This is a genomic window from Polynucleobacter sp. (assembly GCF_040400325.1).
GTDB lineage: Bacteria > Pseudomonadota > Gammaproteobacteria > Burkholderiales > Burkholderiaceae > Polynucleobacter.
The window spans coordinates 444,958-467,918 of sequence record NZ_JBBAQK010000001.1; the positions used below are offsets into that span (position 1 = coordinate 444,958).

Below are 22,961 nucleotides of genomic sequence, written 5' to 3' on the forward strand. Positions count from 1 at the left end.
AACTAATTTTGATTTGAAGATATCAGGGTATTCAGAATTTCATCAGAAAATTCATCTGACTCAGATTCTGTTGCCTTGAGATAGTTCAGCAGTCCTTTTTCAAATTCTTGTATTCTCTCTTCACTGTCCGGAAAAGACTTTGGATTGAAAGTGAATTGGACATGAAGACCATCGTTTGAAATCCATGATTCAACGGTCAGTGGGCGAGGGCGGGGTAAGTCAGGATCGCAATCAAGTCCTTCAACAATTGGTGAAATGAGCTTTAAGCTTCGCTCTTGAGAGTCTGGATTCTCAGAAAGGTTTCCTAAAAAATTAAATCCTAGCTGACAGCAGTTTGATAAATCAGTCTTGATCAAGAATTGGCTACTATCGTTACGCCAACGTCGTAATGCTAAGAACCCAGCTCCTCCATTGGGAATATTCTGGAGCATCTTACTCAGATGATTCAAGGAGTAATTATTTGCGCCATTTCTTTTGATTCTGACTGGGAATGAGGCTGTAAACCATCCTATAATTGAGAAGGCTTCTATATGCTTAAGTGCATCTCGCCCATGTCTTTCTAATTCAACTAATATTTCAGGTTGCGATTCACTTGTTAATGTATCTGCTAGTGCCTGAAGTAATGCTGACTCAATAAATGTATTTGTCTTGCCTTTAACTAGAAAAATAGGCTCAATCAATTTAGTCTTTACCACTGAGCTTTCAACGGTGGCATCTATTAGCAGTGGTTTACTGAGGGCGCTTTGATATTCGAAAAGCCGCGTCCAATAATCGGCTTGTCTATCGAACCCACCTTTAGCCGTGAAGTCTGCAAGTTCACGAGACCATTCCAGGTAGGAGGCAGATTTGACTTTATTAATTTTTCCCGTCGCGATAGCATTATTTAATTCATCAACCATGATATTTAAACTAACTACATCAATCCAAAAGTGGTGTGCAGCTAACAATAGTCTTCCAGGTGCAATTGCAGCAGCGAATCCTGGTCCTTCAATTGCATTTATAGATAATCTCGCATTACTAAATATTTCCTTGGTTAATAAGTGATCTCTAGTGAAATAAATTCTTTCTAATTGACTGCTGTTATGTGTTTGCTCAAGATTATCTAAATTGATTGATGCTTTTAGGGCGGCATGCCTATTTGCAAGCTCTATGAGTAAACTTCTTAAAAAATTCAAGTCAACGTTATCTGCAATTGATAATTCGACGCATAGTACCCAGCGTGGTGCTTTGCCATGATTCCTCAGAAGAAAATCATATTGAATGGGAGAGCAGGGGGCATTTGTAGGCCCATCTGAATTCACCGAGATGATTGAGAGAATTTTCGCGTCAGCATCAGCGTTGATTTTCTCTGCCAACTCAACAGGAGTGCAGCCACTCATTAAATCTTTAGCTGTAATTGCTAATCCATCCGCCGTAAGCCTTGCTGCTAGCCTCATAGCAGTAATGCTATCGCCTCCTAAGCTATACAAGTCATCTGTAGGAGCAACTTCAAGTCCGAATATAGCATTCCAGGTTTTAATGATTGAAAGTAATAAGTTACTATTTTCAACATTATCTATACTATGTTTTTTCGAAAAATAACTTAATGGATGGGGGGTAGATATCTTTTTAAAATCAATCTTACCGGATGCATTTAGCGGCCAATTATATACTATTGCCCAAAGCGAAGGAACCATAGCGGGTGGCAATTTATCTAGCAAGATCTTGCTAATATCTCTAAGATCAATTTGCTCGGAATCAAGTGGCTCAATCCAGGCGGCCAATCTTTTTTTAGAGCTATCCTCCAATATATCTATATGAACTCGTTTGCAGCGAGCGCTCTTCATAATAACGCTCTCAATTTCACCAATTTCAATTCTTTGACCATGAATTTTTATTTGATGATCAATTCTTCCAATATATTCAAGTTCGCCTAATTTATTGCGTATTGCCATATCACCAGTTGCATAGAGGCGACTGCCAGGTATCTTAGACCAAGGATTAGGCAAAAACTTAGCAGCAGTATGTGCGGGATCATTGAGATAGCCCCATGCAAGTCCTAGACCTCCGAGATATATCTGCCCAATAAAGCCTGGAATTGTAAGATCGTAATTTTCTGTCAATAAGAAATTATCAACACCCCTCATTGAAAAGCCTAGCGTTGGGTCTTCATCATTAACCCATTCCGACATGGAGGCACAGATCGTATTTTCACAAGGCCCATAGGCATTAAATATTTTGCGGTGTTGAGCTCTCCATCTTAATAAATCCTGGGCATATGGTTTCTCACCACATACAAAAAGTATACGCACATCATCTAGGGCATCAATAGGTAAAGAATTTAGTATTGAGGGTGTTATTTGAATATGAGTTGGTTTAAATTTCTTCAACTCATGCACTAAATCTAAATGGACAATTGAATTCCCATCTTTGGGTAGACATAGTGTGGCACCGAAAAATAGTGCGCTAGATATTTCTGCAATAAAGGCATCAAAACTCGGGGAGGAGAGTTGGTAAACCCGTTCGCCGGGCGCACTTTTAATCACTTCATTTTGAGACATTGCAAAATTTGCAATTCCTGTACTTGATATCGCAACTCGCTTAGGATTTCCAGTTGATCCAGAGGTATATATAAGGTATGCCATATCATCAGGATGTATCTCCATGGAGCTTAGAGTAGATTCCTGATCTTGATTAAGGTCTTCGATAGCAATAATTTTTAAATCAGGGATTGTCTTTGCGATCAGTTCTTCAAAATGCGTAGCGCTATGTTTATCTAGCAGCAGAAAATCACTATCAGATTGAATTAATAGATCAAGAATTCGTTCGCTAGGTAGTTCAGCATCAATTGTTAAAAATGCAGCGCCAATGCGGGAGCTGCCAATAATTGATTTAACAAGATCGATTGTCCGCTTGCTAATGATGCTTATTAGATTACCTCTTTTAACACCGCTTTCATTTAAAGCATTAGCTAAACTCTCAGTTTTAGCTAATAATTCTGCATATGAAAACTGTATTAATCCATCATCAACGGCTATCGCTGCTGGATATAAATTTGCGGCTTTATTAAATAAATCAAAAATACTGATGGGGTGAAATGCCTCTTTACTTGACGATTGCCCAATTAATTTATGTTTCAGTGTATCGGGGAATGACTCAATATTTTTGCATTTCACATCTGGATTGTTGACAGATGAAGTCAATACTTTCTCTAATAATTCAAGAATATACTCTCCAGTATATTTTTCTATTCGACCAGTTCTTAGACTGAGGCGAAAGTTAGTTTTTTGTCCTGGCATCACTGCAAGCGAGATTGGATAATGTGATTGCTCGCGCATTTCAATTGCGCTAACTTGAAAATACTGTCCTTGCGATCTTGATTGAGGATAATTTTCTAGAACAAATAAAGAATCGAATATGGATTCACCTTCATTGGGAATCATTTTTTGAAGCTCTGACAAGCTAGTTTGCGCATTATTTTGAATCACAGCAGACTGTAGGTGTACTTGTTTTGCTAATTCAGAAAAAGGCTCTTCTGGTTTTATAGACACCACAGTTGGCAAGGTATTAATCATTAGTCCAACATATTGATCGATACCATGGATAGGAATATCTCTTCCTGAAACAGTGGTGCCAAAGCAAGGAGTGCTTCCTGCACCAAGATATTGAAGTACTATGGCCCAAGCTGCTTGGTACCACGAGCCTGAAGTAACTCCTTTGCTCGCTGCTATCTTGCTGATTTGGGAGGTTAAATTCTCATCAATACTCAAATCAATATCAACATCTGCGCTATTAGCATTGATTGGTAAGGGAAGAGGTCTACTATCAGTACGTTTTGCTAGAATCTCGCGCCATTCTAATTTTGATAGCTCATCATTTTTCTCCGATTGCAATCTAACGATCGATTCGGGAGTAGGTGGGAGTTTTTTTAGTAAAGGCTCATTGGTATCGTAGGCCTCTAGGAGCTCATCCAAGATAACCGGCAAAGACCAGCCATCAACAATGGCATGGTGATGAGTCCATGAAAATTTCCATTTTTTATCATGCAATTTAAGCAACAGTAGTTTTGATAGTGGGGCACACCCAATATCAATTGCCTGTTCAATTTCCTTCTGTTCGGCAAGTGCGATTAAATCATTCATTGATTCAGTTTGAATGTTACTTAAATCAATAATCTTTAAGGGAATTTTTGCTGCTGGTGCAATTTGACACTTTAGGCTGCCATTTTCACTTCTCAAAAAATAGCTACGTAAATTCTGGTGTCTTTGAATGAGGTGATTCCATGCAGCCTCAAATCGCGTTGCATCAAAGCTCCCTTCAATAATGCCTCTTACCTGACCAATGTAAGATTTTTTTTCACCTGAGTCTTCAGAGTGATATAACAAAGCCTCAGCCAGTGGGCTGACGGGCAATCTCTTTCCTTCAATGGATACCGCATTGAATAATGTTTCAAGGTGGTTTTCAATCTGATCAAACCAGGCATGAATTAGATTGGAATCTACTGTCTTGTCAGCCATCCACATGAGATTCAGATCTGTTGCATCACGCCAGAGTAAAACATCATGTTTGAATGGCCTAATTCCTAACGGATCATTTAAAGTCAAATCTGTTACTGGGCTAATGTTAAAAATACTGTCATTTTGATTGCCTAATTTTCCAAGATTATTAAAGGAGATATCAGGCAAGATGGCATTTTCAGTTTTTAATTCTTTTGCACAAGGGAGCCAAGATGGGCTGTATCTTTTCCATTGAGCAAGATCTTCAGTAATGCAAATTAATTGCTCCAAAGAGTCGTGTCCGGTTTTTTGAATAATGAAGGGGGCTAATACTGTATGCCATCCCACTGTGATGCCAGCATCAGGGTCATTATCATTTCGCCCATGTGCTTCTAATGTAATTCCCAAATTAAGCTGGGAATTTTCACTAGCAGATATATGGGCCAATGCAGCTAGAAAAATTTCATCTAGAAGAATACCTTGCTCTTGTAATGCATCGATTCTTTTTACTAAACTAGGATTGATAGTTCTATGGTATTTAAAAACATCTACATATCTACCCATACTGCCTGGTAGTCTTTGGCAATTCTGGATCTGGTTTATTTTTTCATTCCAGTATTCGATATTCTGTTGAGTATTTAACTCATTAGCATAATTTAGTAGGATCTGTCTCCTATCTGATTTTTGCTCCTGAATTTGAGGATTTAGTAAATAATTTTGTAACTCCTGAATCAGGATATGCCAAGAAACTGTATCAACGCATAAATGATGTATCAGATATAAAAACTCTGAGGGATTTCCTTCTTTAACAATAACAACAGATGTAGGACCAGTTTCAATATTGAGGGCATTACAAGCAACAGAAATTAATTTTTCAAGAGGTTCATTGCTTCGATCAATGATGAAATGACAATCTCTATTGGGGCTAGGTTTAAGCTTAATTTGTTCATTTTTGGAAACCCACCTCCAGGAAAATGCAGAGTATCTATTTTGAACTGCGTTGATTGCTTGTTTTAGTATCCCAGGTTCGAATGTAATTTTAGATGTAATACTGATTGCTTGAGCCCAATGATTGTGATTGACTAGTGGAATATCAAAAAACCACTTCTCGATTGGTAATAGTTCATCAGTGGAGGCGGGCTCAGTCATTCCGCTAGCATGACTGGTATTGTATTGCCTGCTAGTAATTGCCTTAGCGAATAATTTGGGTGTTGGATTTTCAAATATATCACGCGCTCTGCAAGTGATTCCAGACTCTCTCATTTGAGCTACAAGTCTAATTGCCAGAATGCTATCACCACCAAGCATAAAAAAATCACCCTCATCATCCACATCAGGCTGATTGAGAATTGATGCCCAGTGAGACTTTAATACATTGAGTTCAATTAATTGATTAATGGGTGCTTGAGACTCAATAAATTTTGGCGAAGTTATCGCAGCTTGTTCACCGGTTCGTTTTCTCCAACTAACTGAAAGTTGATCCCTAGTGATATTGGGTGATCTCACAAGCGTGCTGAAGGCAATCAAGATATCACTCATAATGACTTTAACCTCTTCATCGCTAAATAACGAATTGCGATACTCCAAAGCTAAATTCGGGGCGATGTCTTTAGAGGAGGGTTCAATTCTTAGGGCTAAATCATTTTTTGCCCCATTATTGTTTATGTCTAGTACTCGGACATATAAGTCATCCCATTGATTTATATTTGGCAAAGGGAGTTGTAAGGCTAACATCGTCGATGGTTGCCAAGAGGTGCCAGAGGGCGCCTTCGTTCGCAATAGGGAGTTGATGGAAGCAGATGAGAAGCCTGCATTTACTAAATCCAGTCTTACTAAATTTGCGATTTTTAATACATGTTCATCAAATTGATCCGATGAACAATCTAAGCGCAATGGAATAGTGTCGATAAAACAGCCGATGGTATTAAAAAATTCAGGTTGATCCCTATTAGCCCATGGTGTTGCTACCCAAATCTCTTTTTCATGCGTGTATTGGGATATTAAAAAACTCCAAGCAGAGACTAGCCACTCAAAAGTTGTCACCCCTAATTTACTTGAGGCTTCCTTAATCAATCGCCATACTGCTAAATCAAGTTGCCCGTATAGTGTTGAGGATGTAAATTGCTCTTCTAATATATATCTATCTTGAATAGTCTTTGGGGGTATTGAGAGCTCAAGTCTCTTTGCCCAGTGCTCAGCTGAAACTATATCAATTTCTGAGCTATTTTTCCATTCACTCCAGTCAGCAAATTGATAATCAATTGGGTTAAAAATCTGATCTGGCTGCTCATCTTTTAAGTTGGCTAGGTTATAAAAGCTGTATAACTCCTTGGCAAAAATTCCAATTGACCAGCCATCAAAGGAAAGGTGATGGATATCAACAAAAAGGATGTGTTGATCTTCCTTTATTTTTAGTAGAGATACTCTGATTGTTTCAGAGGTAGGATCCAATGAAAGCGCTAACTGCCGCCGAATAAAATGATCAATAAATAAATCTAGATTGGATTCGTAGATGTTAAGCTTAGGTTGGTACTCGTCAAAGATTCTTTGGATTGGAGAGCCATTCACAAGCGGATAAAGTGTTCTAAGGGCTTCATGCCTCTTTACCAGTGCATTTAGGGCAGACTCAAGCGCCAATATATTTAGCGAGCCATTTAATTCGAGAGCAATAGGAATTTTGAATGCATTTGTATTTGACTCCATTTGCTGCATGGCAGCCCAAACATTTTTTTGGGTATGTGCTAGAGGGAAGTCTTGGTAATTTACAAAATTAGACATATTAGACCTTTTCTGAGCTAGCTTTTTTGCGACGCACAGCATGCGGAATCGGTAGTTTGTTGTTATTGGAGTTAGTTTTTTGCGATTCAGAAATCAAGCCCACCAATCCTGTAAGACTTGGATTACTCATAAAATCTCTCAACGGCAAGTTGATCGAAAATTGTTTTCTGATAAGCATGACCATTCTAGTTGCGAGAATGCTATCGCCCCCAATTGAGAAAAAGGATTGATTCAGGTCATACTCATCCCTCTGAAGAAGTGTTCTCCAGATTTCAAATACTTGGTTTTCTATTTCCGATAGTTCATTATTTTTATACTGAGGAATGAGCTCAGACTTATTGGCTGTATTTGAATTGATATCATTAGCTTGGGTAGTATCAAAGCTTCCCTCATTTGATATGTGATGATGAGTATATGGTATCTGAGAAATTAATGTGATCGCTTCGACGTATTTAGAAACGTAATATTGCAGATTTTCTTGCGGATAGAGCTCTTTCTGGGTAACTAAAGTAAGTTCTAGGTCATTATTACGGGGGTCAATACTAAATTGCGCAAGAAATGGAAAGTCGGTTTGTTCGTAGACCGTAAAGTTATCAATTGAAATACTATGATTCTGTAGTAATTCGTTGTAGCTATGAAAGTGGACAAAATTAAAGGCATTATCAAAGAGCGGAGATATTGTGGATAACTTCTGTATCTCTACCAGCGGTAATTTCCGTTTAGAAAATAGGAGCGACTCTTCTTCTTTAAGATTTCTTAGCCACATACTCAAATCAGTTTGTTGTGGAATATCCGTTTTAAGGGGTATGGTATTTAAAAAAATCCCTATCGCGAGATCAGCATTTTCAATCTCAGGCCTGCAATTGACTACATATCCAGTAGTAATTCGTGAGCAATTGTTCAATTTTGACTGCGCCAATAAATGTGAAGCTAGTAAGGCGAGTTTCAAAGGAATGCCATGTACCTGTGCCATTGTTTGCAAAGCATCAGTTTGCTCAGCTGATATTTTGAATATATTTCGAATTGAGTCTTTTGGAGCCTGATCTTTTAGAGTCCTTAAGGTGTTATGGGGCATATCTTCAAGATATTTTCCCCAGAACTGGTTTAAGGTTGTATCTTTAATAGCCTTCTTTTCTTCAGCTATAAATTCTTCTTGAATATCTTCTGGCAGAAGCGAAAGACTTTGGCTGTCTGGATTTAAGGCGTAAAACAGCATTCGGGACATTAATAAAGAGAAGCTCCAGCCATCCAAGATTGAATGGTGGAATGCAATAGTTATACGACAGTTTGAATTTGAAAGTTTATGATGAGTTATTCTAAATAATAAACTTTTTTCAAGATCGAAGTGACTTTTCTTTTCCTGATAGGTAAATGCATCTAAGATTTTTTCTTGCGTACGTTTATCTTTATTGCTGAGATCCTCAACCTTAAGTTTTATCTTTGAATTGTTCCAAATAACTTGAACGGGTTCCGGATGGTTAATCCAGTCAAATGATGTTCTCAGAGCTGGGATTTCAGTACTTAATTTATCAATAGCGTATTGAAGATTGACGGGGCTAATATCACCTGTAATATCGAAATCAAATACATCTAGAAAAATAGAAGAGTCTGGGTCAAGTTGGTTATGAAACATCATTCCAGCTTGAAGTGATGAAAGAGGCAGAATTCTTTGAATATCTGCGGTGAGTTCAAAATTGAAAACCGTTTTAGAAATTTCTTGATGTTCAGTCGGTATGCATTTATCTACCAGATCAGCTAATTTTGGATTTTCATAAAGTTGCGCTAGCTGCAGAGATAGCCCAGATTTTCTAAGTTGGGATATAAATCTCAGGGCGTAGATACTATCGCCCCCCAAATTGAAAAAGTTATCCTCTTTAAATACTTCTGTTATGCCAAACATATCCTGCCAGATGCCGCTAATGAGTATTCCATTTGCATCCGTTGGGATCTCCTGCTTTTTTGTTAGCGCTGAATTTGAAGATATTTTTTTTAATAATTCTCTATCTAATTTCCCATTGATTGTGAGAGGAATGGATTCAATAAATACAAAATGAGATGGAATCATGTGAGAGGGCAAAGCTGCCAATAATTGCTCACGAATAGCAAGCTCACTAGGGGCTTGTCCGATAGTTGCCGGAACAATCCAGGCAATTAATTTATGCTCCCCTGTACTTAAATCCTTATCTGCTAAAACAATTGCATCCTTTATTGAGTTCATTAGAAGTAATTCATTTTGAATTTCCCCAAGCTCAATCCTAAATCCGCGTATTTTGACCTGATGATCTGCGCGACCAAGGTATTCAATTTCGTTGTTTTCTACTAATCGTGCAAGATCACCAGAGCGATACATCCTTTGTCCATTATTTGCAAATGGATCTGGTAAAAAACGTTCAGCAGTTAAAGAAGGTCTTCCCCAATAGCCATCAGACACTCCGTTACCACCAACATAAATTTCCCCAATAACTCCTTTAGGCAAAGGCTGCAGCTCGGGACCAAGAATATAAAAAGTCCACCCAGGGATGGGGTTGCCTATTAGGCTACTAGAGCTGAGTTGACTAGGTAAGATTTCTTTACTGGTTACATGAACTGTTGTCTCAGTAATTCCATACATATTAATTAAATTTGCAATTTCTCCATGTCGCTCAAACCACGGCTGAAGCATCTTGAGGTCCAGGGCTTCACCCCCGAAGATGATTCTTCTGAGCGCCAGATTACCTGGCAATTCTCCGGCATGTTCATTCAAAAAAGATTCAGCTTGTAATAGATTTCTAAAGGCAGTGGGTGTTTGGCTTAATACAGTGACTGATTTATTAATCAAAAGCTCATAAAAGTATTCGGCATCTCGACTGGTATTTTGAGAGACAATGAGTAGGCGACCACCAAATCCAAGTGCGCCCCAAATTTCCCAAACGGAAAAATCAAACGCATACGAATGAAACATGGTCCAAACATCGCTTGAATTGTAGCCGTGTAGCTTTTTGACAGATGCTAATAGAGATAGTACATTGTGATGTGTAACGGCACATCCTTTAGGTAGTCCGGTCGAGCCGGATGTATAAATGATATATGCGTGCTCACTGGGCGAGGATTTGCGTGGAGGGAGCTTGCTATTATTGAATTCCGCCTCTCGAATTGAGATTAAATCAATAATGGGTGCATTTAATTCAGATTCTTTGCAACGAGCTTGGCCTTCAAGGTCTGCCAATATAAAACTCAATTTTGAATCGTTGGTCAAATAGCGTAGTCGCTCAGCAGGATAGTCAGGGTCAAGGGGTACATAAGTTCCACCAGCGCTCAAGATCCCGAGCATTCCAACAATTAAATGAATATTTCTTTTGCAAGAGAGGCCGACTCTATCTTGTGGATGCATCCCATTTTTATTGAGAAGATCGCCAACATACTTGGCACGTTCATAAAGCTGTTGATAGCTGAGCCTTTCGCCATCCTCATCCTCTATCGCAATTTGGTTTGAATATAAGCCTACGTTATTTTCGAATAAACTCCATAAATTATCGTAGGGAAGCATCGAGAGGCAATCTATTTCCGATTTTAGAATTGGGGTTTCACTCTTTTGAGTGGCACATTCATCTAATCGTTTAACCCATCCTTCCAATAGGGAATGGCTGGCTTGTCTCGAAAAAAAGCTGTCATTTGCATACACATCAATACGAATTGGAGAGCCCACTTGGTATTCTCTTACGTAGATCTGTAGGGGTCGTTTTTGCTGCAAGGGGCTAAATGCAGTTACAGAGTACGAAAAATTTTCAGTATTAACGTCGTAATTATGCTTCTCAAAGCTCAAAGTGACTTGTAATGGGTCAGTACCCGCTAGAGATGTTCCCCAGGCGCGTGAAATATCATCAATGGATACCATGCTATGACGGTAGTCTTGACGCTGCACTTTTCCTAAGCGTTCCGCAAGGCTGAATAATGATTCATTGGCCTTTAATTGAGTACTTAACGGGATGATATGAGTGAATAATCCGAGTGTATCTTTTTGCTCTCTAGTGGATCTATTGAGGACAGGTGTGCCGATAACAGGGTCTAAAACCCCGCTTATTTTTCCTATCTCCTCAAGTAATGCTGAAATAATGAGAGAGGAGATAGTGACCTCGTACTGGCTTGCTAAAGCTAGCCACTTTGAATATCTACTGGGCTCTATGTCAATCGAAGTTAAATGGGCCTGAGTCGTTTCACTAAACTTCGGTGTAAACAGTCTCTCTGGTGTTGCTTTATATTTATGGCCCCAATATTCAAGGGCATTTTGCTTGGATTTCCTCCCTTTATCATCCTGATTATTTTTAGCCGTGATGACTTTAAGATAAGACGGGGATTCAACTGTTATATCTGCGCCGTTATAGTGCTTTAGAACATAGGTAACTAGTAGTGAAAACCCCCAACCATCAATCAGGGCATGATGTCCAAAGGGATGATAGCGAAATAGGTCTTCCCTAACTTTAATCAATAGATTTCTAAAGGGTGGAGTGCCATCAAATAAGTTAAAAGGTGTGGCAAATTTTTTTTCAATAAGCCGGTCAGCTGCTTGGATCGGATTACTTTCGCTTGAAAGGTCAACGAGCTCTAATTCCACCCTTCGAATATTGGACGAAATACTTTGTAATATTTCTTCGCCAACTTGAGAAAAGGAGATACGCAAGGCATCAAAATGGTCGATAGCCATTTTGATCGATTCGGCAAAACGTCCTACATCTACGGCACCCCCAATTTCTACCGTTCCACCTGTAATGCAGATTGGTATGGTGGGGCTTAATAATGAAGAAACAATCAGACTTCTTTGGGCAGGCGATGCTGGAAATAACTCAGTATCGGTTTTGTTCTCCGAATTCATTTCAAAAGTTATACGTTCTTCTTGTTATCAGCAGAGTCATTCGCATGCTCAGCAAGGTATTTCCTTAGGCTTAGGGGGCGCATATCAGTCCACACTTTTTCAATGTATTCAAGGCATGCTGCTTTTTCCATTGGACTGTCGATAGCAGTCCATCCAAGCGGAACATCTTTCCAATGAGGCCAGATTGAGTACTGCTCTTCGTGATTCATGACAACAAAATAAAGTTCTTCTTTTTCTGGATTCATTTTTTATAGTTTGTTAATTATGATAAAAATTAATTAAAGTTAATTTTCTACATTAAAATCAGTTCTTCACATTAGCAATTGAGTTGTTTTATGCGTCTAGAAAAGTTTATTAGTCCAAGTTTGTGGAGTGATAGGGCTAATAATTTCAACATCTAAGTGATATCGGAATCTTTTGGGGCCGGCCTTCTTGATGCAGTTAACTAATTCAGTAAGCCCTTCTCTTAGGGGGACAGTAGTTTTGTACCCCAACATTTTTCTAGCTTTGTTCGCAGAACAACTTGCTAACTTGACTTCTTGAGGCCTAGAGGGCATATATTTTGACTCTAACTTAAACCCAATAATATCGGCAATCATTTCGGCCAATTGATTGATGGTTACAAACTCCTCATCAGGCCCAATGTTAAAAACTTCGCCAGATATACCCTCTAGAAAAGCTGTTTTTTCTAGGCAGCTAATGCAGTCATCCACAAATGAAAAACAACGCATTTGATTTCCATCGCCATAAATAATGGGTTGTTTTCCTTGAAGCATCATATTGATCATAATGGAGGCTACATTACGAAATGGATCATCGTATTTCTGGCGATTACCAATAATGTTATGCGGCACAGCTATTACATATTCCATATTGTGAACTTTGCATAAGTTCTTGATTAACAGCTCAGACGCATGTTTCGCAATGCCATATGGATCTTCGGGGTTGCAGATCATATCTTCTGTAAATGGAATTATTTCCTGAGATCCATAACGCGCCATGCTTGAGCAAAATACAAAGCGCTTTACCTTATTTTGAATTGCAGCACTTAATAGGGTGGATGTAATTTGAAAGGTATTTTGCGTCACTAGGCTGGGAGAAAAAACTGATAGCCCCTCGTAGGCAGTGCATGCGGAGTGTATAACAATGTCACAGCCAGCCATATGCTTGGTCATTGCTGTCAGATTTGCGCAATCGGCAATGGCAAACTCTGCATTTTCGGGCACATTAGCTTGTTCCCCTCCAATTAGAGAATCAACGCCCATTACTTCATGTCCTAAAGCGATCATGCGATCAGCGAGATGGCTGCCAAGAAATCCAGCGATGCCGGTAATAAAAATTTTCATATTATTTAAGTTAGTGATTTAAGGTGGTCTGAAATTAAATCGGCAGCACGCTGCGCTCCGCCAGATTCTCTGCATTGCTCGCCAATGAAACTACTACGGTCCGCGTATTTTGGTTTACTTAAGAGTGTGTGTATGGCACTTCCAATGGCTTCTGGAGAGCAAGATTTATCCAACACAAGGCCCGCTCCAGTCTTTTGCATCTGTAATGCAACGCACTCTGTTTCAAAGGTGGTTGGAATAGCCAGCATTGGGACCCCAAACCAGCATGCCTCTCTTGATCCTCCCGTGCCACCATTCATAATAAATAGGGAAGCGTGAGGTAATATTTGCATTTGAGGAGCCATGCCATCATCCTTCAGGCTCCATAGGATAATGTGATCAGGCACGGCACCTATGTCTGCTTTGGACGTACTGTTACTTAGAATGACGATTGCTTGTCGATCAATTTTCTTTAAAGTATCTACACAATTTTTAAAAAACTGTGTTCCGGGATCACAAATTGTCCCAAACCCCACATATATAAGACCAGGTTTTAATATCTTTAAATCGAACTGAGACTCATCTTTGAGCGGTCTGCTATGAACAGATCCAACAAATTGAAAACGTTTGTCAAAGCATTTTCGTAAAGGCTGCAAGTCTTCAGGCAAATGACAAATAATTAAATCTTGGGTACTAGTAAAAGTATCAAAAAATTTAATCCGCTTTAACTGATATGTTTCCTCAACTTCAGACTTTAACTTTTTGTACTGACCTTTAATTTTTTGCCAATTTTTTATTAACTTTGGCCCATCCTTCCACATTCTTGGGCTAGCAAAAGCAGCTTTTAGATTGAATGCAGGAGGGTGTACGCTACAAATGCCAGGGATGTTGAGCTTTTCCGCAATAATCTTTCCCCATAAACAAAGTGAGTCATGCACAATGTAATCAGGCTTGAGTGCTTTAACGCGCGGTAGTAAATCAGGTAAAAAGTGCTTTGTACACCATAACATTGCCACGGAAAGATCTAATTCATGATGAAATGGGTCGCCAATTAATTTCAGATCAAACGTATCGGGGTGAGGCATTGGGTGAAAAATGCCACCTAAGGCTTCAATTTCATTTTTGAAACGACCATCTTCAAAGTAATGAACTTCATTACCGCGGGCTACAAGTTCTTTTAGTAGTCCATAGGTGGCAATAACATGCCCACCACCAGAGACGTTCATAAAAATCACAGTACTCATTTTGTTTTAAGGTTTGAAAGTAAGAGAATTGCGGAGTGGTAAGGCCTTAGAAATAAAGCCTCCAGACTCCGTCGCACTTGATGCCGTGTCCCTGAAGAGTAATTCTCCTATCTGTTGCCAGGAGTGGATTAGCTGCCGGAATTTGATGGATGAGATGTCCAATAAAGTAGGTCAAGACTCCAGGTTCATATTTTGCTAGCTTTGCATCACCTATCAATTTCGCTCTTTCATCTAAAGTGGTGTAATTAAATGCTTGCGCTTCAACAGGAGACTCAATTGAGTGCCAATGCCTCAAAGCCGAACCAGATTCTGGTAGCTCAAGACTTAGAGTAAATGACATCGGATTGAGAAGTTCAACCTCGGAGAATTGATCCCATGCTGGCTGATGGGGGAGGTATTGAATATCGACATGTAAATGTGACCAAGAATCCCCTACAAATGAATCGATAAACTGTTGATCCATTTGCCCTTCGAATTTTGTTGCGCCATAAATATGAAAACCGGGATATCCCAAATCATCAATCAGTTGGCATGGTGTATTTAAATGCTTAGAAAGGGAGGCACAAAGCTGTTCATATAGCTGAGAAAAATGGCGCTTAAAGACGGGGTTCATGAGCGCTTTATGAGCGTGATAAGGCCCTAGTTGACTGTAAGGTAAAACCCCTTTTTCATTAAACGCCTCTAAATAAGTAACGGCGCCAAAAGTGTTGAAGTATTGAATTTGGGTAATCCAAAGATGACTTAGGGCCAGCACTTCATCAGCATATTTTTGGGCTAAGGCTGGTTCCAAGACTCGAACAAAATGGACTATCCCATGCTCTTCAGCGTTTTTAAACATAAGTGTTCTTATTTGTGAATATTAGTTAATCAAACATATTAATGCCCTAAAAACCCAGAATCTATATATTGCTATGATGGAAATTGGCTAGGCTAATTAGTTGAGCTCTACCCAAAAGAGGTATTTCAAATGGGCTAAATCTGGGTTCTGAGTTGCTGGCGGGAAATTCGCTTGTTTGTGGAGGATAGCCGATATTGCGAGATGACCTTATTTGAGGCGGAGGCTTATTTTCCAAGCTCGTCAGAAACCAATTGGTATTGATGAATATCGTCCGGAAACTGGGTTAATGGTAAGTCAGGATTCCTTTTAAAATCAAAGAGTAAGACTACTCTTGTAGAGCCACTTCTATTCCAAGCTTCATGCTCTTGGGTGTCGTCAAAGACAAAGGACGAGCCTGGATCCCAAGACCTGATTTCAGAACCTACCCGAATAGCGCAATTAGGAGGGGTTATCAGACCGATATGACACCTGAGAACCTCTTTGGTGTACCCGTAATGAGGGCCGATATATACGCCTGATGCCAAGGAGGAAAAGCCGGCATTGACTAGGCCAGGAACCTTTTCTAGCAATGAGGAGGTAATGGGGCATAAGAGATTGTGCAACTGAATATGTTCGCCAAGACGAAATAAGGCAAAGACGGTCCAATTACCATCGTAGATACTTCTTTCTGGCCATTTTACAAAATACTCTTTCTCTAGTGCAGACAACTCAGAGAGAATATCCCGCCACTGATCTTGAATAGGTTTTAAAAAAGGATATTCAGTTGACTCAATAAACATACACGTGTCCCATAAAGTTAGTCTTTTACTATTGCCTTAGATTTTGATATTGAATGAGTACGCCATTCAATATAGATTATTAAACTACAGCCTTTTAAGGCATTATTACGGCTAAAGTGTAACCAATATTCACCAAAAAAGACAATTAGATTATGGCATTTTATTTAATTAAAGCAAAATATTCAGCTCAGGGCTTCAGGGGGCTTTTGGAGCGCCCGCAAGACATGGCCGACTCAACCAAAGTCGTTTTAGCTGCTTGCGGGGCAGGGCCATGCGAAATTTTTTATTCGATCTCTGCAGGCGCTTTGATTCTCATTCTAGAGTTAGATGCTCGCCAGATTGGGGCATTAGAAATTGTGATTATGTGTGGGGGTGACTTTCAAGAAGTATCGAGCGAGGAAATGATGCGAACTCAGGAGTTTAAATCTAGCTCCATACTTGCGAAGGGGATTATTGATGTTCTTCATGGAGAGGCAAAGCCCGCAGCAGAATGATGCTCTGATTCTGCTGTAATGGGCTCGAGTCTCATTAAATCTTTATTTTCTTGGTAATGGATGTAAACATCAATGATTGATTCGTAATTAATATCAATTCTCATTTTGAGTTTTAATAGTAAATGATACAAATTATCTTGTTTAACTTCTGGGCTTATTGCGCCTAGATTGCCACTATAAAATCCTTTGATAGGCGTTAGGTAGTTATTTTCGGATAAATGACGCAATTGTTTTTGCCATTCATATAGCAACATTTCTTGAGTGGGATAACCCCGTCTCGTCAGGATACTGAAATAATCAGCTGTATCAAGTGTTACTGGATTGGTAATGTTGTATACCCTCAAACCATCTTGGTAGGTATTGAGAAGTTTGGATATCAGATTACAAGTGATATCAACAGGCAACATCTCTACCTTAATTTGCAGTGTAGGAAAGCTTCCCAGCTGAAGGATACCTTTTGTAAAAGACCAAAAATGATTATTTTCATAAGGTCCATATCCTGTCTTACTGTGGCCAGTAATATTTCCTAGACGCAATATGGAAAAGTCCAAATTAAAATATCTTGCATACCTGGATATTAATTTTTCCGATGTCCATTTGCTTAATAGATAACCATTGCTCTCAGTGGGTTCGATGAGTAATTCGCCTTCAGGGACAATTTTTTGATTTGGTGAGCAGTTTGCTACAGAAATGGAGGAAATATAGCAAAACTTTTTTGGCTTAACGGCCACACAGAGGTCCAATAAAAACCTAGTACTGTTGACATTAGTATTTCTTAGTCTTGCATATGAATGTAGGTGATGTGTGTCGGCACCGCAGTGCAAAATAGTGTCAATATTACTTCTTAAGCTTTCTTCATCTGCTGGCGATAAGCCCAGTTTATGAACATTTAAGTCACCCTTTACAACAGACACTAAATCCTAATTAATGATGAGCTCGGCTTGCTGACTTTTTTCTTTAAGGGCTAATATACCCACTTCAGGTGAACCACATCGAATCAGGCAGGTCACAGCATGTGCGGCATCGGTAAGAGCAAAGAGAAGATGGATTCCTATAAAACCTTTAGCGCCAGTAAGAAAAATTTTTTGAGGAAGTAACGTTGGATTGGAATTCATTGTGGGCATTTGACTGCTCAGATAATCGATTGGATTCCATGCATCGCTGAGTGCTTGAACAATAGATTCATTCTTGACATCTACATCAATATTGCCCTCATATAACGATAGTAAATTTAAATTCATATAAGTGGATCACTCCCAAATTAGTACATTTGGTATTTTATTGGGCTTAAGCTGTCTCAATATTGAGTATCCAATACCGGAGATTCCTGTAAACAAGCTGACATTGTATTGAACAGGTGAGGCATGGGCGAATTGATAACCATCGCTTTCACGCGCCTGAATTATTACTTGGCTGAGCATTTTTCTAGATTCATATAAATCGTCTGAGTTTCCAAGTTTTAATCCAGACTCAAGTAGAAGCTCTGCATTGCCAGTATTCCCACAACATAAATGATCCAAGTCATGTGGCCAGTTTTTTTTAATACTTTGAATCGCCCTAGAAATATCCAAATCAGTTGACGTGTCTCTTTGATCGCCATATTGCTTCATTGCAATTCTAGATAGGCCAATACCGCCTGATCCGTGACACCACTGACATAAAAACAATAATTTCTTACTTGGATTCTGAAGGTTTGTTGTATTTCTTTTATCGGGCCAATTCCCTTCATCATGTGAAAATACACTTTCATCGTAGTCAAGGCACTCTTCAGCAGCATTATGATATTTTGGGTTATTGGTTGCCTTGGCTAGCAATGAAAAGGTATAAGCATAGCCAGCAGTACCATGTGAGAAGCCGGTTAAGGCGCGATTAGTTTCATCAAATGGCCACAATACAAAGCCATCAATGGACTTTCTTGAATCTAGGAGAAACTGTGCAATCTCCTCCGCCTTGGCAAGAACACGCTTTTCATTTGTGGCTCGATATAGCTTCATTAGGCCTAGGATGGCTCCTGAGCCACCACCAATAACGTCAAATTTTCTATCGGAATGGATCATATCTGTGGTTATTAGATCCGCCAAGATAACTGCTCGTTCTTGAAGTTCATCGCTCTCCATTAGCTCAGCAAGTGTTGTTAGGGTATAAATTTGCCCGCCAACTCCGGTTGCACCACCCAAGCCAATTTGTCGAATCCATGCATTAAAGTCTTGCTCGTCCATCGCCTTTAAGAATGGTTTAAGGACTGCCATTGCATTATTTTTAGAGTCTTGATCGGCAAAAACATTTGCATAGGCAGCAAGAAATAGCGCCATTCCAGCATTACCCTCGTATAAATTCAGTCCAAGTGGAGCCAATTGCCCAACGCGATTATGTGCATCTATCCATTGAAATCCTAACCAAGTACAACTGCCATTGATTTCAATTGCGCTTTGCTTAATCTTGTCATAAATAGATTTAACCTCGTCTTCTAATTCCTGGTCACTTAACATTTTCGAGTTAGATGCGAATATCGATCTAGGTTTCGATGCATTGTGTTCTTTTGAGGTAATTGAGTAAGCACTCATTTCAATTAGATGTGATTGCCATGCTATTTCATCAAAAGTGAAATTATTAAATCTCTCTTTAGCGTGGTCAAAGCCTGATTTTTTCCCTGCAGCTTCGGAACATCCCATCTCATCGTGTAGCGATAATCCATTTGTAGAGATTGTAAAGTAGGGAATATTTAAATTGAGTAGGGCATTGATCTCTGAAAAGATCAAAGTGGTCCCAAATTCATTGCTACCATCAAGCTTAAAAGGGCGGACAAGAAAATCTGCTTGAGCACTCCATAACACTCCATTACTAAGAAATTGTGGATCTTTAAGCCTGTGGACGAGCATAAAATAAAAATGAGTGCGCCTTAGGGCGCGTCGCGAAGTGACTTCATTCAATGCATGCAATGAGGCGCTATTAAGAATGGCAGATCTATTTTCAATTAAAAATTTGGCGAAGGAATTAAAACCATCAGTGATATTGGGTATGTATTTCTTTAAATCAACTGGAGATTCTTTCAGCTCGGGTACATTGAAATAGGACTTGTCATTTTTTTTAAATTTTGCACGCCTCATATTTTTACTGTTGATATTTGCCCAGCCTTCTACAATCACTGGGTCTGTCTCGGGCTTTAAGCCATATGAATATAGTGGCTCCCCATTTGGCCCATATGAAAAGCTTGGTAGCATGCCGATCATCATGACGGATGACATTAATATATTCTGAGCTTCTTTGGATGCGTCCTGAGAAGCTAGCGTGATGTCCTCATCACGTATTAGTGGATGTAGCATCATCTCTAAGTCAATTGGATAAGGGGTTTTCCCGTGTGCAATAAAGTTTTCTTCATGCATATCCGTTGCTATAAATATATAGAAAAGGGCCAACCATCCGCCCATCTGAGTAAAAAAATGTTTTACTTCCTCGTCCCGAAGACAGGATTTGTAAGTAATAAATTCTGTGTAACCATAATGAGTAGCAATAAATACCCTTGGGATTTCCAAATGCATTGGAGATCCAAGTGAGGAAATATATTTAAGAAATTTCTCAAATTCAAGATCAAGTTTTAAATCTTTAGGTTTGTACACAAGCTTAATGCCATTATCAAAGCTGATAATGGCTACTGATTGACCATTGTTATGTGCATCAGATACATTAATGTCAATTGCGATAATCCGATTCGAATCTTGTGGGGTCTTGTATATTAAATTCTTTGCTTGGTTAGCAGTTTCAGATAATCTGTGAATGATTTGGGAGGAATTGTTTATCCATTGTCTGGTTGCTACTGCTAATAATCTGATGAGAACTGGCCAGCGTTTTAATACTTCACTCCATCCGGCTACCCTCATCCATGCTAAAAACTTTAAATAATACAAAGAGTCATTTTCTTGGGATGACTCCTCATTAGCATCCACTACTTTTTGCCCTATAAATAATTGATAAATTACCTTTGCAGATAAGTCAGTCAATTCCTTTAATAGGGCACGCGTTAAGTCATCAAGCGCTTCTTGACTGAATATTTTTAGGTCGATTGATTTACATTTTTGAGTTTGTGCAGCAAGGCTCGCTTCAATTACCTCGTTAAATAAATCAGAAAATGGATACAGAAATTCACAGTTCCGCCTATTTAGTACAGGTTTACTTAAACTTTCACTAGTTAAGGCTCGTATGATCCATTCGGAATCTTTTATCCATTCGGGGTACTCTACCTCTGGATTTTTATGAAGAGTTGATAGCCTAGATAAAGCTTTATCGAATGAAGTCTTTCTACATGAAAGCCAAGCTGCAAATTTTTTCCAATCTCCGCTTGTGCTAGCGTTACACCATTGCGCTAATTGTTCCGCCGCTTCAAGAGTGTTTATTTTTTGACTAGAAATTTCAATAAATAAAGCAGAAAGCCTCTCATCGATCGTTGCTGTTTTTAATAGAAATTCATCTAAATTGAGCTTGAGTCCTGACTTGTGGTCCATGTCTTTATCTTAACAAATGCTTATTAACAAGTTATGTTATTCATGCATAGAAATTCATAGAAATAGAATTAATAATTAGTTTATAAAATAAATGTAGGTTTTTTTTACCTACTTTTGATTACCTATTTGTAGCACAAATTTCATTCACCTAAACACCTGGAGACACACATGAATTATGCAAATTTTCAAGAAATTCAATTTGACGATGTAGTTAGTATTAACTTGACCGATGACTTACTTGAGCAAGACTCTGGTTTATTGGCCAGCTCATATCCAACAACGTCGAGCACATGTATTACTTGTGGCTCTGTAACTACTTGCGGATGTTAATCTGGTAGGTTGCTAGTAATGTGTTCTAGTTATCCCTCACCAGAGGGATAACTAGTATTTGTAATGTAAAACCTATTTAATGTATTAGAGTATTTTGCTAACAACCCAAATACCAGCTATGGATATAAGGCCAAAAAAGAATAGCTGAATCAAAAAAGAGAGGGCTATTAATAATCCGCCAGCTGCACCTTTTGCAGCATTTTCTTTCGTGCTTTTGCCAAAAAATATGGCCATAGCAGACCCAATCAGCGCAGATATTAAAAGTATTTTGATTAACATGGTGTTATTCCTATCAGTTTAATGTCTCTTAAAACTAAACTATATTAAAAAGTCTACTTACATTATCCATTTAATAAGTCACTTAGAAGTCTTTTATGCATCAAAAAGGGGCATTTTTAGGCCATCAGCAGAAGAGAAATGAAGATTATTTTTAGAATTGACGGCCTAAAATTTGCTATTAAGGACGCGGGGGTGGATTGAAGGATAATCTAGGAAGACTTTAATGGGGGGTCTAATTACCCCTAAGATTTTTTGGAGCGCTCAAATGAGAATAATTGCCGTCGCCAATCAAAAGGGCGGATGCGCCAAAACAACTACAGTTGTCAATCTGGCTGCCTGCTTGGCCGAACTGCAGAATAGAGTGTTGGTGATTGATCTTGACCCCCAGGCTAATGCAAGCGATTGGCTGGGAGCGAACGGCCCTGAGGACGGGGCTATGCTAATTTTTAAGTCCACCGAATCCTTGACCAGTGTTATTGGATCCTGCGGTTTTCCTGGGGTAGATATTATTGCTGCTTCTCAAGAACTGGCTCAAATTGAAAAGGTCTTGTCTGGTGAGCTAGCGGTTGAGACTATTCTCAAAAGGCGCCTTAAAAAAATGCCAGTGGATGCTTATGATTATGTATTAATTGATACACCACCAACGCTAGGCCTACTAACCTTAAATGCGCTTGCTGTTGCAAAGGAATTATTGGTACCTGTGACCACACATGTCATGACCCTATCTGGAGTAACTCAGCTTATTAATACTATCCAAGATGTGCAAGAAATCCTAAATCCTGATTTGGAGGTATTGGGTTTTATTGCATCGAGATTCGACTCTAGGACAAGGCACGCTCACGATGTATTGGAAAACTTGGTCCAGCAATTCGGCGATCAGGTTTTTAAAACAAAGATTAGAGAAAATATTAGATTAGCTGAGGCGCCATCATTTAGCGAAAGTATAATTGAATATGACAAAAATTCTTATGCCGCTGATGATTATCGGGCTTTAGCTAAAGAAGTTACGCAAAGAACTACTTCAAATAAAAAGACTTCTTAATAATTTCAAGGTTTATTATGATTTTTGAT

At 39.0% G+C, this 22,961-nt stretch carries 14 protein-coding genes; 3 read left to right on the forward strand and 11 right to left on the reverse strand.

The features are described from left to right. Positions 1-2: 2 nt before the first annotated feature. From ABWP14_RS02205 to ABWP14_RS02235, 7 genes are all read right to left on the reverse strand, one after another. Positions 3-7,253 (reverse strand): condensation domain-containing protein, encoded by a 7,251-nt coding sequence (locus tag ABWP14_RS02205; RefSeq protein WP_353201331.1) that lies wholly within the window; start codon positions 7,251-7,253, stop codon positions 3-5. 1 nt (position 7,254) lies between these two features. Beyond that, positions 7,255-12,102, reverse strand: coding sequence for a non-ribosomal peptide synthetase (locus tag ABWP14_RS02210; protein ID WP_353201332.1), 4,848 nt, complete (start codon positions 12,100-12,102; stop codon positions 7,255-7,257). 8 nt (positions 12,103-12,110) lie between these two features. After that, positions 12,111-12,347: an MbtH family protein gene (locus tag ABWP14_RS02215; protein WP_353201333.1), complete on the reverse strand. Its 237-nt coding sequence runs from the start codon at positions 12,345-12,347 to the stop codon at positions 12,111-12,113. 96 nt (positions 12,348-12,443) lie between these two features. Further along, positions 12,444-13,448, reverse strand: a complete 1,005-nt coding sequence (locus tag ABWP14_RS02220) for an NAD-dependent epimerase/dehydratase family protein (protein WP_353201334.1) — start codon at positions 13,446-13,448, stop codon at positions 12,444-12,446. 5 nt (positions 13,449-13,453) lie between these two features. Continuing rightward, a complete protein-coding gene (locus ABWP14_RS02225; protein ID WP_353201335.1) occupies positions 13,454-14,671 on the reverse strand; it encodes a nucleotide disphospho-sugar-binding domain-containing protein in 1,218 nt (405 codons plus the stop codon). 46 nt (positions 14,672-14,717) lie between these two features. Continuing rightward, positions 14,718-15,509: a hypothetical protein gene (locus tag ABWP14_RS02230; RefSeq protein WP_353201336.1), complete on the reverse strand. Its 792-nt coding sequence runs from the start codon at positions 15,507-15,509 to the stop codon at positions 14,718-14,720. 224 nt (positions 15,510-15,733) lie between these two features. Beyond that, positions 15,734-16,288: an aspartyl/asparaginyl beta-hydroxylase domain-containing protein gene (locus ABWP14_RS02235; RefSeq protein WP_353201337.1), complete on the reverse strand. Its 555-nt coding sequence runs from the start codon at positions 16,286-16,288 to the stop codon at positions 15,734-15,736. 152 nt (positions 16,289-16,440) lie between these two features. On the opposite strand from ABWP14_RS02235, the gene ABWP14_RS02240 reads away from it, so the two are divergent. Continuing rightward, complete coding sequence (locus tag ABWP14_RS02240; protein WP_353201338.1) at positions 16,441-16,782, forward strand: hypothetical protein; 342 nt, start codon at positions 16,441-16,443, stop codon at positions 16,780-16,782. Here ABWP14_RS02240 and ABWP14_RS02245 read toward each other — a convergent pair. Genes ABWP14_RS02245 through lanM form a run of 3 tightly spaced genes read right to left on the reverse strand, consistent with a single transcriptional unit; the run spans position 16,752 to position 21,281 of the window. After that, on the reverse strand, positions 16,752-17,696 hold the full coding sequence (locus tag ABWP14_RS02245) for an SDR family oxidoreductase (RefSeq protein WP_353201339.1): 945 nt from the start codon (positions 17,694-17,696) through the stop codon (positions 16,752-16,754). The two genes, ABWP14_RS02240 and ABWP14_RS02245, sit on opposite strands and share 31 nt — an antisense overlap. Positions 17,697-17,702: 6 nt before the next feature. Continuing rightward, positions 17,703-18,023 (reverse strand): hypothetical protein, encoded by a 321-nt coding sequence (locus ABWP14_RS02250; protein ID WP_353201340.1) that lies wholly within the window; start codon positions 18,021-18,023, stop codon positions 17,703-17,705. 9 nt (positions 18,024-18,032) lie between these two features. Continuing rightward, positions 18,033-21,281, reverse strand: coding sequence for a type 2 lanthipeptide synthetase LanM (gene lanM / locus ABWP14_RS02255; protein ID WP_353201341.1), 3,249 nt, complete (start codon positions 21,279-21,281; stop codon positions 18,033-18,035). Between the two features lie 168 nt (positions 21,282-21,449). Here lanM and ABWP14_RS02260 point away from each other — a divergent pair, with 168 nt between their 5' ends. After that, entirely contained in the window at positions 21,450-21,611 is a 162-nt protein-coding gene (locus tag ABWP14_RS02260; protein WP_353201342.1) for a hypothetical protein, read from the forward strand. Positions 21,612-21,695: 84 nt separating this feature from the next. Here ABWP14_RS02260 and ABWP14_RS02265 read toward each other — a convergent pair whose 3' ends face one another. Further along, entirely contained in the window at positions 21,696-21,890 is a 195-nt protein-coding gene (locus ABWP14_RS02265; RefSeq protein ID WP_353201343.1) for a hypothetical protein, read from the reverse strand. A 265-nt stretch (positions 21,891-22,155) separates the two neighbouring features. Between ABWP14_RS02265 and ABWP14_RS02270 the strand changes: the two genes are divergently transcribed. Then, complete coding sequence (locus tag ABWP14_RS02270) at positions 22,156-22,932, forward strand: ParA family protein (protein ID WP_353201344.1); 777 nt, start codon at positions 22,156-22,158, stop codon at positions 22,930-22,932. Positions 22,933-22,961: the final 29 nt, after the last annotated feature.